Origin of the sequence: Aeromonas sp. S15(2024) (genome assembly GCF_041402265.1) — a bacterium.
Lineage (GTDB): Bacteria > Pseudomonadota > Gammaproteobacteria > Enterobacterales > Aeromonadaceae > Aeromonas > Aeromonas dhakensis.
Genome location: NZ_JBGLQY010000011.1, coordinates 13,197 through 27,358, shown reverse-complemented (window position 1 = coordinate 27,358; position 14,162 = coordinate 13,197). Strand labels below are relative to the sequence as shown.

At 62.5% G+C, this 14,162-nt stretch carries 8 protein-coding genes and 1 pseudogene; 4 read left to right on the top strand and 5 right to left on the bottom strand.

The genetic code is table 11. The annotated features are described in order from the left end of the window. Positions 1–6: 6 nt before the first annotated feature. From putA to ACB033_RS18470, 3 genes are all read right to left on the bottom strand, one after another. Positions 7–3,171, bottom strand: coding sequence for a bifunctional proline dehydrogenase/L-glutamate gamma-semialdehyde dehydrogenase PutA (gene putA, locus ACB033_RS18480; protein WP_244366386.1), 3,165 nt, complete (start codon positions 3,169–3,171; stop codon positions 7–9). Positions 3,172–3,440: 269 nt separating this feature from the next. After that, a complete protein-coding gene (locus tag ACB033_RS18475; RefSeq protein WP_005309324.1) occupies positions 3,441–4,046 on the bottom strand; it encodes a TIGR04211 family SH3 domain-containing protein in 606 nt (201 codons plus the stop codon). A 152-nt stretch (positions 4,047–4,198) separates the two neighbouring features. Then, positions 4,199–5,020, bottom strand: coding sequence for a potassium channel family protein (locus tag ACB033_RS18470; RefSeq protein WP_017764773.1), 822 nt, complete (start codon positions 5,018–5,020; stop codon positions 4,199–4,201). A gap of 31 nt (positions 5,021–5,051) precedes the next feature. Between ACB033_RS18470 and ACB033_RS18465 the strand changes: the two genes are divergently transcribed. The 4 genes and pseudogenes from ACB033_RS18465 to ACB033_RS18450 all read left to right on the top strand — a co-directional run bounded on the left by ACB033_RS18465 (position 5,052) and on the right by ACB033_RS18450 (position 11,161). After that, a complete protein-coding gene (locus ACB033_RS18465) occupies positions 5,052–6,302 on the top strand; it encodes a methyl-accepting chemotaxis protein (protein ID WP_017764774.1) in 1,251 nt (416 codons plus the stop codon). A gap of 76 nt (positions 6,303–6,378) precedes the next feature. Beyond that, on the top strand, positions 6,379–6,819 hold the full coding sequence (locus tag ACB033_RS18460; protein ID WP_139725123.1) for a GNAT family N-acetyltransferase: 441 nt from the start codon (positions 6,379–6,381) through the stop codon (positions 6,817–6,819). 130 nt (positions 6,820–6,949) lie between these two features. After that, positions 6,950–9,823 (top strand): bifunctional [glutamate--ammonia ligase]-adenylyl-L-tyrosine phosphorylase/[glutamate--ammonia-ligase] adenylyltransferase, encoded by a 2,874-nt coding sequence (gene glnE, locus ACB033_RS18455; protein ID WP_162519855.1) that lies wholly within the window; start codon positions 6,950–6,952, stop codon positions 9,821–9,823. Positions 9,824–10,069: 246 nt separating this feature from the next. Then, a pseudogene (locus ACB033_RS18450) lies at positions 10,070–11,161 on the top strand (type I restriction endonuclease). 60 nt (positions 11,162–11,221) lie between these two features. On the opposite strand, the gene ACB033_RS18445 reads toward ACB033_RS18450, so the two are convergent. Beyond that, complete coding sequence (locus tag ACB033_RS18445; RefSeq protein WP_139725125.1) at positions 11,222–11,758, bottom strand: GNAT family N-acetyltransferase; 537 nt, start codon at positions 11,756–11,758, stop codon at positions 11,222–11,224. Positions 11,759–11,920: 162 nt separating this feature from the next. Continuing rightward, positions 11,921–14,077, bottom strand: a complete 2,157-nt coding sequence (locus ACB033_RS18440) for an AsmA family protein (protein ID WP_139725126.1) — start codon at positions 14,075–14,077, stop codon at positions 11,921–11,923. Positions 14,078–14,162 lie beyond the last annotated feature (85 nt).

Below are 14,162 nucleotides of genomic sequence, written 5' to 3'. Positions count from 1 at the left end.
GGTCGATCAGGCGTCGCCCATCGCCAGCAGGGAGGCGTTGCCGCCCACCGCCGTGGTGTTGATGGTGCGAGTCTTCTCGGTCACAAAGCGGCTCAGGTAATGGGGGCCGCCCGCCTTGGGACCGGTGCCGGAGAGGCCCTGCCCGCCGAACGGCTGCACCCCGACCATGGCGCCGATCTGGTTGCGGTTGATATAGACGTTGCCCACGTTGATGCGGCTCGCCAGCTCCTCGGCATGGGATTCGTTGCGGCTGTGGATCCCCAGCGTCAGGCCGTAGCCGGTACCGTTGATATCCGCGATCACCTTGTCCAGATCCCGCGCGGCGTAGCGCACTACGTGCAGGATAGGGCCGAACTGCTCGCGGGTCAGCTCGCGGATGGAGCCAATCTCCAGCGCGGTCGGCTGGACGAAGTGGCCTCCCAGGGTCACCGCCGGCATCGGCGCCTGAGCGATCAGGCGGGCACGCGGGATCATGTGCACCAGGTGCGCATCCAGCCCGGCCTTGGCCTCGGCGTCGATGACCGGGCCGACGTCGGTGTTGTGCTCGGCCGGGTTGCCCACTTTGAGCTCCTGCAGGGCACCAGTCAGGATCTCCAGCACCCGCGGCGCGATCTCTTCCTGCAGGTAGAGCACCCGCAGGGCGGAGCAGCGCTGGCCGGCGCTCTGGAAGGCGGCGCTCACCACGTCGCGCACCACCTGCTCCGGCAGGGCGGTGGAGTCGACGATCATGGCGTTCTGGCCACCGGTCTCGGCGATAAGCGGCAGGATGGCGCCATCGCGCTGGGCCAGGGTCATGTTGATGAGCTTGGCGGTCTCGGTGGAGCCGGTGAAGCAGACGCCGCCGATGCGGGCATCCGCCGTCAGCTTGGCACCCACGGTGGCGCCGTCACCCGGCAGCAGTTGCAGCACGTCGCCCGGAATGCCGGCCTGATGAGCCAGGGTCACCGCCAGGTGGGCGATGAGGCCGGTCTGCTCGGCCGGCTTGGCGATGACTGTGTTGCCGGTGGCCAGTGCCGCGGCGACCTGGCCCAGGAAAATCGCCAGCGGGAAGTTCCACGGGCTGATGCAGACGAACACGCCGCGGCCCTGCAGGAACAGCTCGTTCATCTCGCCGGTGTAGCCGGGCAGCAGGGTAGCCTGCCCCATCAGGCCACGGGCCTGCACCGCGTAGTAGCGGCAGAAGTCCACCGCCTCGCGCACCTCGTCGATGCCGTCCTGCAGCAACTTGCCCGCCTCGCGGGTACACAAGGAGATGAACTGCTCGCGGTTCGCTTCCAGCAGATCCGCCAGCTTCTCAAGGGCGGCAGCACGCTCGCTCACCGGGGTCTCGCGCCAGCGCGGGAAGGCGGCATGGGCCGAGGCCAGCGCCTGCTCCACCGCCTGCTCGTCGGCCCAGTGGATCTTGCCAACGGTCAGGCTCACATCCTGCGGGCTCAGCACCACGCGGGCCTCGTTGCGCTTGAGGGTCTCGCCATCGACGATGGGGCCCGCCAGCCACTGCTTGCTCTCCAGCTCCTTCAGCTTGGCGAAGAAGGGGCGTTGGATGGAGACGATGTTCATGTTGACGCCGCTGGAGTTCTTACGGTCGCTGAACAGGTTCACAGGCTGCGGAATGCGGTCGTTGGCCAGGCTGGAGTAGCGCTTGAGGGTGCGCAGCGGGTGTTCGGCCAGGGAGTCGACCGGGGTATTGGGGTCCACCAGCTTGTGGACGAAGGAGGTGTTGGCCCCGTTCTCCAGCAGGCGGCGCACCAGGTAGGGCAGCAGATCCTTGTGGGCCCCCACCGGCGCATAGATGCGGCAGTGCAGACCTGGCTGCTCGTTCAGTACCGCGTTGTGCAGCTCCTCCCCCATGCCGTGCAGGCGCTGGAATTCGAACTGGCGATCGCCGGCCATCTCCAGAATGCTGACCACGGTGTTGGCGTTGTGGGTGGCAAACTGGGGCGAGATGAAGCCGCGGGTCGGCTCGCTCAGCAGGTAGCGGGCGCAGGCGAGGTAGGAGATGTCGGTACCCGCCTTGCGGGTAAACAGCGGGTAGCCGGGCAGGCCGGCCTGCTGGGCATATTTCAGCTCGCTGTCCCAGTAGGCGCCCTTCACCAGCCGCACCGGAATGATATCTCCCTGCTCGCGGGCCAGCGCGGTGAGCCAGCAAAGTACCGGCAGGGCGCGCTTGGAGTAGGCCTGCACCACCATGCCGAGCTTGCCCCAGCCACGGTTGGCGTCGGAGCGGTAGAGCTGCTCGAACAAGTCCAGAGAGAGCTCGAGACGGTCCATCTCTTCGGCATCGATGCTGATGGCCACGTCCTTGTCGCGGGCCAGACGCACCAGCCCCACCAGCCGCTCGCACATCTCGCCGAGCACCCGCTCGCGGTTGGCCACGTCATAACGCGGATGCAGCGCCGACAGCTTGATGGAGATGGAAGGGGCCGGGCCGCCGTCGCTGATGCGCTCGCCGCCCACCGCCTCGATGGCGCGCTGGTAGTCACCGAAATACTTGTCGGCATCGGCCAGGGTCAGGGCGGACTCCCCCAGCATGTCATAGGTGTGGGTGTAACCCTTCTCGCGGGACTTGCGGCTCGCCTTGAGGGCCTCTTTCATGTCGCGCCCCAGCACGAACTGTTTGCCCATGATCTTCATGGCGGCGTACATGGCGGAGCGCACCACCGGCTCCCCCAGCTTGTTGACCATGCGGCCAAGCAGGTTGGCCGGGTTGCCGTCCAGCTTCTTGTCCAGCTTGATGATCTTGCCGGTCAGCATCAGCCCCCAGGTGGAGGCGTTCACCAGGGTGGAGTCGCTCTTGCGAAAATGGGACGACCAGTTGGCGCCGGAGAGCTTGTCCTTGATCAGGGCATCGGCGGTCTCGGCATCGGGAATGCGCAGCAGCGCCTCCGCCAGGCACATCAGGATGATCCCCTCCTGGGTATCCAGGCTGTACTCCTGCAGGAAGGCGTCGATGCCGTCGCCGGAGCCGCTCTCCTTGCGCACCTTGGTCACCAGGGTGCGGGCACGCTGGGTCACCCGTTCCAGCGAGGCGCCATCCCCCGGCAGCATGGCCGACAGTTCGGCCAGATAGGCATTTTCATCCACCACGTAGTTCTGGGTGATGGCTTCGCGCAGGGCGGCCAGATCGGAGGGAATGTAGTCAGCGGCAAGCACTTGGGTAGCTTTGAACATATGGGGTCTTCCTGTACGCCCTAGGGCTGATATCGACGAAGGCGGTCGTGCCGCCGAAACGCCGATAATGTATACAATATCAACCCATAGATGAAATGAAATTGTTGCCTGTTATTAACAAAGATCGCTGATTGGCTCATATGGCGCACTATATCGGCGCCATATGCCTATCAGGCAAAATTCATCGCCTTATTTTGTATACAATTTTTCGCCAGGCAAAAAAGAAGGGTCGCCATGGCGACCCTTCACGCTGCTGCCGACAGCGGTTGTCAGTTCATCCAGCGATCACCGCGGCTGCGGCGACGGGGCAGCATGGGCAGCAGGATGCCGAGCAGGATGCCGCCACCCACCATGGCACCACCGCGGATGAACCAATCCATCTGCATGTCGTGCTCCTGGTTGTCGTAGCTCTGGGTCAGGGCGTCGTTCTGTTCCTTGAGGTTGCCCATCTCCTCGCCCTGGCTGGCCAGCTGGGCCTTGAGGGTGGCGATCTCCTTGCTCTGCTCGGCGATCTTGCCATCCTTCTCGGCGAAGCGTTTCTCGTTGTCACCGTTGAGGTTCAGCAGGCGGGCCTTGGCCTCTTCCAGCTCTTTCTGTACCTGGGGCAGCCGCTCGCGCAGGCTGATCTCGCCCTGCAACTCGCTGCTCTTGATCCAGCCCTCACGGCCGCGACCGTCCACCACCTGGGTAAAACCGGCCTCGTTGTTCACTGCCTTGACGTCCAGCGGCTCACCCGCCTTGACGCTGCCAAGGATCCGGTACTGGGTGCCCGGACCATTGTGAATAAAGGTAAAGATGTTGTCTGAAACATAGCGGGTATCGGCCAGTGCCTGTTGGGCACACAAGCAGATCAGGATCCCGAGAAGGGCGCGCATGGTCGATCGGTTCTCTTCGTTTGGTTAGGTGACTGGCGAATGTTAAGCCGCCGGCGGGTCAAAGGACAAGCAAAGAAAAGGGCTCCCCCCCGAGCTGAGAGGTGGCTCGCAACTTGTCTCTATCGCGACGCGACCATTCCGGACGCCGCTGCCTATTTCTGTTTCAGTGCCTTCACTTCGGCCCGCAGGGCACGCAGCTCCTGCAGCAGCAGATCCTGCTGTGCGCTCTGGTGATGGCGCCACTTCTCCAGCTCCACATCCCCCCGTCCCGGCTGCAGGAACAGGCTGGCCATGAAACCGCTGATGGCACCGAACAGACCGACCCCGAACAGGATCAACAGGCTGGCGACGAAGCGCCCCTCCTCCGTCTTGGGCACCAGATCGCCGTACCCCACGGTGGAGAGGGTCACCAGCGTCCACCAGAAGGCATCGTAGGGAGTCTGGATCTGGCTGCCGGGCTGGCCCGACTCGACCCAGTACATCACCCCTGACCCCACCCCCAGCAGCAGGAAGAACAGAAACAGGATGCCGGAGAGGGTGGTCTCGTTGCGCTCGCGGCGAAACATGGCCAGCAGATCCGGCTGATCCCGCAGCAGCTGGTAGATCCGCCACAACTGGATGAGTCGGGCCCAGCGCAGCTGCTCCACCATGGGCAGACTGCCCGGCAGATAGAACCAGTTGGCCTTGAAGAAGGCCATCCGGTCGGGGGCCCGGATCCAGCCATAGGCGAAGTGACCGAGGAAGAAGTAGCAGATCAGGCTGTCGACGTCATAGAAGAGCTGCAGGGTCTGGGGGGCCAGGGTTTGATGACCCCACCAGCGGGCCGTGACCAGCACAACCGAGATCACCGACAGAAACGCCATCAACAGATCCATGGCGCGTAGATGAGTTAAGTGATGGCGCATACATTTTCCCACTTTAGGCACGGTGCGAATTAATAAAAAGGAAGATAATGCCGATAGCCCTGAGGACAAAGGAAAACCGGTCATTAAAAGGAGAAATATTATGCAGTTAAACCCGCTGGAGAAGCGAATGAGCAATATCCGGCTGGTACCCAAAGTGGTACTGCTCATGGTGTTCAGTACTGTGCTGCTGCTGATCAAGCTCTGGTTCGACGCCAGCAATCTGGAAACCACCCTGCTCAGCGAAGGGATCGCCCCCGACAAGGCAGATACCATCGCCAACAGCCTGCTCTGGACCGGGCTGATGGAGACCGCCATCATGGGGCTGGTCTTCGTGGTACTGCTGCTGACCGGCTCGCGCCTGATGGTCAAGCAGGTGCACTATCTGGTGGGCCTGCTGGAACGCTTCGCCCGCAAGGATCTGAGCCACCGGGTGCTGCTCAAGTCCCGTGACGAATTCGGCGACATCGCCAAGGCGGTGGCCCACTCTCAGGAGAACCTCAAGGAGGTATTCGGCACCCAGCGCGTCGCCTGCAAGGAGCTCAACGACATCGCCTCCCAGGTGACCCTCTGCATGGAGGAGGCCAACGAGGCCATCAGCGAGGAGTTCACCCAGATTGAACAGCTGGCCAGCGCCATGAGCCAGATGGTGGGCGCCATCCGCGAGGTGGCCGCCCATGCGGAGCAGGCCTCCCACGCTACTGCCGAAACCAGCCAGCTGGCGGAAGAGGGGAGCCGCTGCGTGGCTGCCACCGTCAACACCATCGACACCCTCTCCGGCAACATTCAACGCTCCTCCACCGTGGTCAACCAGGTGGAACAGGGGGTCGATCAGATAGGCTCAGTGGTCGACACCATTCGCGGCATCTCGGAGCAGACCAACCTGCTGGCGCTAAACGCCGCCATCGAAGCCGCCCGTGCCGGCGAGGCGGGCCGCGGTTTTGCGGTGGTCGCCTCCGAGGTACGCGAGTTGGCCAACCGGGCCCAGGCCGCCACCGTCGAGATCCAGAAGATGATCGAACAGTTGCAGGGCAATGCCCGCCAGGCGGCCGAGCTGATGGCCCAGAGCGTGCAGCAGGCCGACAAGGGGGTGGAGCAGGTGACCCAGGCCGGCGACCAGCTCGCCACCATAGTGCAACGGGTACAGGGGGTGGCCGACATGAACCGCCAGATCGCCGCCGCCTCCGAGCAGCAGAGCTCGGTGGCTGAGGAGATGAGCGGCAACCTGGAGCAGGTCAAGCAGGTGGTGGAGGGTTCCGTCGTGGTACTGCGCGAGCTGCAGGAGGCTTCCGAACTGGTGGAGCGCCACAGCCAGACGCTGGATACTCATATTCAGGCCTTCAAGCTGGCCTGACTTTCACGCAACAATCTGGTTAGACTGGAAGGCCCCACGAGGGGCCTTTCTTTTTCCATCGCGGCAAGGAGCCAGGATGCAGACCACAGTACTTGCGCTTGAAATCAGCGCCGACCAGGGGCGGCTCGACGTGCCGCTGATCCACCGTTTCCTGTCTGAACAGGCCTACTGGTGTCGCGGCATTCCCCTTGCCACCCTGCAGCGGGCCATCAACCATTCGCTCTGCTTTGGCGGCTACCTCGACGGTCAGCAGGTCGCCTTCGCCCGGGTCATCACAGACCGGGCCACCTTCGGCTATCTGGCCGACGTGTTTGTCCTGCCAGAGTATCGCGGCCGCGGCTACAGCAAGGCACTGGTGGCAGCCATACTCGACCATCCCGAGCTGCAGGGATTGCGTCGCCTCTCCCTCGCCACCTCCGATGCCCACGGCCTCTACGCCGGTTTCGGCTTCGTGCCGCCCGCCAGCCCCGGCAGCCTGATGGAGATCTACCACCCCGATATCTACCAGCGCACCTGAATGGCCGGCTGCCGATAATTCCCGCCGGATCATGCTTCTCGCCCCTGCGCTGTGACGCGGGGGCCCGACAGTGCTAGATTGGCAGCCAGCTTTTTATCCGGCAGTTTCGTTAATCACAAGGACGGCAACCGTGGCCCAGCACTCTCCCTCTTTCTCCGCCTTCTCCCCCCTGCTGCAGGAGCTGGCCCAGCGCCACTGGCAACGGCTGACTGAACTGGCCCCCGACTACGGCACGCAACCCGAGCCGGTGCGCCAGACTCTGCTGACCCTGCTTGGCCTCTCCGATTTTGTCGCCGATTCCCTCTTCAAACAGCCGGAGTTGCTGACCGAGCTGCTGGCCTCCGGGGATCTTGAGCGCTCCGAGCGCTGGCCTGCCTACCAACGCGATCTGGCCGCACTGCTGGCCGAGGTGGACGATGAGGAGGCGCTCAAGCGCATCCTGCGCCAGTTCCGCCGCAGCCGCATGCTGGTGATCGCCTGGCGCGAACTGCTGGGTCACGCCGAAGTGGAAGAGAGCTTTATCCACCTCACCAAACTGGCGGATGCGCTCATCTGCGCCGCCCGCGACTGGCTCTACGCCAAGCAGTGCAACGAGTTGGGCACCCCCATGGATGGCAACGGCAACCCGCAGCCGCTGCTGATCCTCGGCATGGGCAAGCTGGGGGGTGGCGAGCTCAACTTTTCCTCGGACATCGACCTTATCTTCACCTTCCCCGAGAACGGCTACACGGTGGGTGGGCGGCGTGAGCTCGCCAACCAGCAATTCTTCATCAAGCTGGGCCAGCGCATCATCAATGCCCTGCACCAGAGCACGGTCGACGGCCAGGTGTTTCGAGTCGACATGCGGCTGCGCCCCTTTGGCGACGCGGGGCCGCTCGCCATCTCGTTTGCCGCCATGGAGGATTACTACCAGCATCACGGTCGCAACTGGGAGCGTTACGCCATGGTCAAGGCGCGGGTGCTGGGGCCCCAGAGCGAACATGCGGTGGAGCTGGCCGAGATGTTGCGCCCCTTCGTGTTTCGCCGCTATATCGACTTCGGCGTTATCGACGGCCTGCGCCAGATGAAGGCGATGATCGCCGCCGAGGTGCGCCGCAAGGGGCTGGAGGGCAACATCAAGCTGGGGGCTGGCGGCATTCGCGAGGTGGAGTTTATCGCCCAGGCGCTGCAGCTTATTCGCGGCGGTCGTGAACCTGCGCTGCGGGTACGTCACCTGCCGGAGGCGCTGGCCGCCATCGCCCAGTGCGGCGCCCTCGAAGCCGACCACTGCGACCGCCTGCTGACGGCCTATCGCTTCCTGCGCCGGGTCGAGAACATATTGCAGGAGATCGGCGATCAGCAGACCCAGACCCTGCCCACCGAGGAGCGGGATCGCCAGCGCCTGATCGCTGCTCTGGGCTTTACGGACTGGGGTGCCTTCATGGCCCATCTGGATGAGGAGATGGCGGCCGTCCATCAGGAGTTCGCCGCCGTGGTGGGGGAAGAGAAAGAGGCCCCCGCCCATCTGGAGCAGCTCTGGCTCGATCTGTGGCGCACCGAGCTCGACGCCGCCGAGCTGGAAAAACTGCTGACCGCGCAGGGGGTGGCCGAGCCCGCCCCGCTCTGCGCCGCGCTGCTGCGCTTCAAGGAGGAGTACAAGCGCCGTCAGGTCGGCCCACAGGGGCGCATCGCGCTGGACTGGCTGATGCCGGAGCTGCTGCGACTGGTGGTGGCCAGCGAGCAGCCCGCCCGCCTGTTCGAGAGGGTGTGCGAGCTGCTGACCCGCATCTTCACCCGCAGCGCCTATCTGCAGCTGCTGGCGGAGAACCCGGGCGCCCTGCGCCAGCTGGTGCGGCTGTGTGATGCCAGCCATTTGGTAAGCGAGCAGCTGGCCCGCTACCCCATCCTGCTGGACGAGCTGCTCGATCCCCAGCACCTCTACCACCCCACCCCGCTCGATCAGTACAAGCCCCAGCTGCGCCAGTTCCTGCTGCGCATCCCCGAAGAGGACGTGGAGCAGCAGATGGAGGCGCTGCGCCAGTTCAAACAGGTGCAGCTGCTGCGCATCGTGGCGGCTGACATCGCCGGCGCCCTGCCGCTGATGAAGGTGAGCGACCACCTCACCTGGCTGGCGGAAGCGATCACCGAAGAGGTAGTCAATCAGGCCTGGGTCCAGATGAGCGAGCGCTACGGGGTGCCGCCCGAGGTGGCGGTGAGCGGTCAGCGCGGCTTTGCGGTGGTGGCCTATGGCAAGCTCGGCGGCATCGAGCTGGGTTACGGCTCGGATCTCGATCTGGTGTTCCTGCACGGTGGAGATCCCAACAGCTATACCGACGGGCGCAAACCCATCGACAGCCGCCAGTTCTACCTGCGTCTGGCCCAGCGGATCCTGCACCTGTTCAGCACCCGCACCCCGTCCGGCATCCTCTACGAGATCGACATGCGGCTGCGCCCCTCCGGCGATTCCGGCCTGCTGGTCTCGTCGCTGTCAGCCTACGAGCTGTATCAACAAAACGAGGCCTGGACCTGGGAGCATCAGGCGCTGGTGCGGGCCCGTCCCATCTATGGCGATGAGGCGGTGATCGCCGAGTTTGCCCGCATTCGCCGCGCCGTGCTGGCCAAGGAGCGGGAGCTGCCGACCCTGGCCCGCGAGGTGCGCGAGATGCGCCACAAGATGCGGGATCACCTGCTCAAGGCCGGTGCTGGCGAGTTCGACCTCAAGCAGTCCCCCGGCGGCATGGTGGACATCGAATTCATCGCCCAGTACCTGGTGCTGGCCCACGCCTGCGGTGAACCCGAGGCGCTCACCCGCTGGTCCGATAACGTACGCATCTTCGATGAGTGCGTGCTGGCGGGGGTGCTGACCCTGGAGCAGGCAGAGGGGCTCAAGCAAGCCTATCTGGAGATCCGCAACCTCGGCCATCGCCTCAACCTCTCCGAGGTCTCCCGCAAGGTGGGCGACGACAGGCTGCTGCCGGAGCGCGGCCATGTGCTGGCGGTCTGGCAACAGCTGCTGGGGGAATAAACCGAAGGGGCGCCGAGGCGCCCCTTTTAATTGCTCTTTGCGACAATGAGCCAAATATTCTTCACATAAAACTCAATAGCGGTGAGCTAGATCCTGTTTCAGGCATACAATCCTTGGAATCGTATGGCACTTTGCTGAATATAAGCAGAGGTTATGGGTATCCAGTCTCCATTATTCAGCCCGAAAATGATGGAGGGGAATATAGCGTTAAAAAGTACCACCTTGCTGCCATACAGAGAGGAAGAAATGGATTTTTCAGAACAGCTACAGAGTCTATCCAAAAAAATTGCGCAACAAGCATCGATGATCACGACTGAAGAAGCGACCAAAAATGCCTTTGTCATGCCATTTCTCAATCGTGTTCTCGGTTATGATGTCTTTGACCCCACCGAGGTAATCCCCGAGTTCACCGCAGATACCGGTATCAAAAAGGGAGAAAAGGTTGACTATGCCATTCTGAAGGATGGCCAGATTCAAATTCTGGTTGAATGTAAAAAATACAGTGAAAAGCTGTCTGCAAAACACTCAGGCCAACTCTTTCGTTATTTCTCGGTCACCAATGCCAGAATTGGCATTCTCACCAATGGTGCTCAGTATGAATTTTATACCGACCTGGATGCACCAAATAAAATGGATGAAAAGCCATTTCTTACATTGGATCTTGAGGACATAGATGAGCATGTCGTTCCTGAGGTATTAAAACTGACTAAAACCGCCTTCGATGTTGAGTCCGTTGTTGATGCTGCAGGAGAACTTAAATATCTTAGCCAGATCAAAAAACTACTTGCCGAGCAATTTGCTTCTCCAGAAGAGGATTTCGTCAAATTCTTTGCATCTCGTATTTATGATGGCGTACTGACAGCCAGGGTTAAACAGTCGTTCACTGATATCAGCAAGAAAGCACTGAACTAATTCCTCAACGATAGCATCAATGCAAGATTGAAGTCTGCAATAGGTAATAGTGTCAGTACTTCAACTGTCTCATCAATCTCAGAGAGCGATCTGCCTAGTGACAACAGCGAAAATGATAACAATAAAGAAAAATCCAGAGTAGACACCACTATTGAAGAAATGGAAGCGTTCAATGTGGTTAAAGCAATACTCAGGCAGCAATTTGATGTCGCCAGGATTGCCCCCAGGGATACCCAAAGTTATTTTGGAATCCTGCTGGATGACAATAACCGGAAACCACTTTGCAGATTACATTTTAACTCTCGCCAAAAATATATAGGCCTGTTTGACGCGGAAAAGAAAGAAACTCGACATCCAATTGGCTCAATAGATGAGATTTTCACTTTTGCAGATCAACTGCTTCATACTACTGCCGTCTACGAATAATCCTGCTATCAGGGGGAGAGACCTCCCCCTTCACTTCACAATAGAGTGCCTGTCACTGATTCAGGCCGGGCCGTGATCCATCACTGTCTCCACCAGCACCTTGTTGAAACGCAGATAATCCTCCTTGTCGAGCGGGGCCGGATAGCTCAGCACCCGCAGCGCATGGCCTTGATGACCCGGCTGATAGGGCGGGTGCACGTGATCATGATCGCTCAGGCAAAAACCCAGCGACTGATAGAAGCGCAGCCGGCGAAGGGAAATCTCGTCCTCTGGCGGATCTATCTCCAGGATGACCGGGCATCCCGCCGTCTCGCAGAAAGCGGCAAGCAGGCGTGAGCCGTGGTTCTGGCCGCGCAGGGCCGGGTTGATGGCCAGATGCTCGATGTAGATCTGCTCGCCGCAGTCCCACCAGAAGATGAAACCGAGCAGCTGCTCGCCCTGATAAAAGAGCTGACAGTGAAAGCGGGAGTCTCCCATCTTGCGTTGCTGATGCTGCGGCTGGCGCTGTTCGTAGCGGGGAAAGCTGCTGCCGTAGATCTGCCAGACCAGTGGCCAGTCCGGATGGGATACCTCTCTTGCGATTTCACTTCGACTCATTCATCTGCTCCTTGGTAAAACCACAGTGATACCATCTTTATCCGACCCAAACACCCCTCTCTTTCTCTGCCGGCGCAGGCATCGTCGACCCCGCCTCCCGGCCAAAACGCACAGAGCCCGCACAGGGCGGGCTCTGCATGGCGATAAAGCGAAAGGCTGGGGCTACTTGAACAGGCCCTTGAGCAGCTGGTCGGCCACCCCCTTCACCCCTTCGTTGTCGGCCTTGTCACCCAGCAGCTTCTTGAGACCGCGCTCGGCCTCCTTGCGGGCCTTCTCCTCCAGCAGCTTGTTGTTGCTGAGCAGTGCCTTCACGTCGAGCCGGTAACTCGGCGCCTGCCAGTGGCCGCCGATGCGCACCGGTATGGTGATGTCCTTGAGCTCGTCCACATCCTTGCCCCCCTGCCCCTTGCTGCTCTCCACCACTGAGGTGAGGAACAGGAAGTCGAGGGTCTCCGGCACCAGAGCGGTCTGGCCCTGCCCCTTCACCCGCAGAGCGGGGGCGAACAGCTGGATGTCGTCGCTCTGGGCGACCCCGTCGGCAATCCGGAAGCTGGCGGTGAGGGCGCTGAAGTCGGTCTTGCGCGCCTCCTTCACCTGATCCGCCCCCTTGCCGGTCAGGGTGGCCCGCGCCTCGCGGATCATCTCCGCCAGGTTGATGCCGTGCAGGGCGCCATCGCTCAGCTTGAGGTTCACCTTGCCCTGCATCCGGCTGCGCAGCGCCAGTTCGGAGAGGCCGGCTCCCTGCACCTCGACCTCGAGATCCCCCTTGCCCTCCAGCAGATCGGTCTGGGCCAGGGTCTGCAGCAGCGGCCGCACATCGACCCCCTGTACCCGCTTGTGGGCCTGATAGCGAGCCGGCTTTTGCCGTGCATCGAGCACGCCGCTGGCGGTCACCTTGCCACCGGCCACGCCGGCGCTGAACTGCTTGAGGGTAAGCTGGCCACCGGCCAGGGCGAGCTGCAGGTCGACGGCGCTCAGATCCAGTCCCTTCAACCGCACACTGCCCAGCTGCAACCGACCGGCCAGATCCACCGCCTTGAGGGCGGTCAGATCCGGTTCGGCCGTGGAGAGCGCCTTGGCGGCGGGTGCGGCGGCCTGCGCCGTCGTCCCGGCCGGAGCTGCAGCGCCCGAACTGGCCGCGGCGGGTGCGGCCTTGGCCGGCTGACCGAGCCAGCCGTCAAGATCCAGCTTCTCCCCCTTGAGGTCGAATTCCACCCTGGGCACGGCGCCCAGCTGCACGCTGCCGTTGCCGCTCAGCAGGGCGTCATCCACCCCCATCACCAGGTTGGTCAGGGTCACGCTCTGTTTGCCCAGCTCGGCACGGGCAAAGCCCGCCAGCTTCACCTGCAGTTGCGGGCGTGGCAGGGCGTCACCACTGAGCTTGGCGGCCAGCACGGCATCCGACACCTCCAGCAGTTGCCGGTTCTCATCGAGGCGTGCCTTGAGCGTTCCCTCCAGGGTGCCGGCCAGGGTCGGCTTGTCCGCCGCCCCCAGGGCACCTTGCAGAGTGAGGGTGAGGCTGCTCCACTCCCCCAGCGCCAGCCGGTCGGCTTTGAGGGAGAAGGCGTCGAGCCGCTGCACCGGATCCTTCAGGCTCCCCTCCAGGCTGAGATCCTTGAGCTCGCTGCGGCTCTCATCCTGGGCCAGCCTGAGCTGGGCCTGCCCCTTGAGATCAAAGGCCAGCTCCCCCTGGGCCCCCTTGGCGGCCAGGGTCACCGGCACCCACTGATCCACCACCAGCTGGCCCAGGTTCAGGTCCAGCTGTTCGAGGCGGGAGACTGTGCCGTTGCGATCATCCTGCAGCAGGGCGCTGGCCTGTTGCAGCTCCACCCCCTGCAGGCTGATCTGCCAGGGTTGCTTGTCACTGGCGGCCGGGGCAGCCGGCTGACTCTCGCCCGTTGGTGAGGCATCCGCCCCCTGTTTGGTCGTCTTGATGAGATCGCTCAGGTTGGAGCTGCCGTCAGCCTTGGTCTGGATAAACAGGTGGGCACCGCTCAGGGTCACCTTGCCTATCTCAAGCCGGTGGGAGAGCAGCGGCAGCAGGCCCACCGAGGCCTCCCCGCGCTCGAAGCGCACCAGGTCGGGCTCGGCAAAGCCGACGGGGTTGCGCAGCGCCACCTTCTCGAGAGAGAGGCCAAGGCTTGGCCAGAAGCGCCAGCCGATCGCCCCCTCCATCACCAGCTCGCGGCCGGTGCTCTTGCGCACCTGCTCCACCAGCTGAGGCTTGAACTGATTGGGGTCGATGAGGGACACCAGGACGGTGATGGCCACCACGGCCGCCAGCGCCAACCCCAGCAGGATGTAGATGATCTTCTTCACGATGGACTCCTTGAATGCGGATCTTGTGACTGACTATACCACCGGGGGGATAACAGATGGGGCCCGTCTGTCAAAACGGGCCACC

What these genes read in the sequence shown, in the direction of transcription:
- putA (WP_244366386.1), bottom strand. Translation starts at nt 3,171, where the DNA reads ATGTTCAAAGCTACCCAAGTGCTTGCCGCTGACTACATTCCCTCCGAT.
- ACB033_RS18475 (WP_005309324.1), bottom strand. Translation starts at nt 4,046, where the DNA reads ATGCGCGCCCTTCTCGGGATCCTGATCTGCTTGTGTGCCCAACAGGCA.
- ACB033_RS18465 (WP_017764774.1), top strand. Translation starts at nt 5,052, where the DNA reads ATGCAGTTAAACCCGCTGGAGAAGCGAATGAGCAATATCCGGCTGGTA.
- ACB033_RS18460 (WP_139725123.1), top strand. Translation starts at nt 6,379, where the DNA reads ATGCAGACCACAGTACTTGCGCTTGAAATCAGCGCCGACCAGGGGCGG.
- ACB033_RS18445 (WP_139725125.1), bottom strand. Translation starts at nt 11,758, where the DNA reads ATGAGTCGAAGTGAAATCGCAAGAGAGGTATCCCATCCGGACTGGCCA.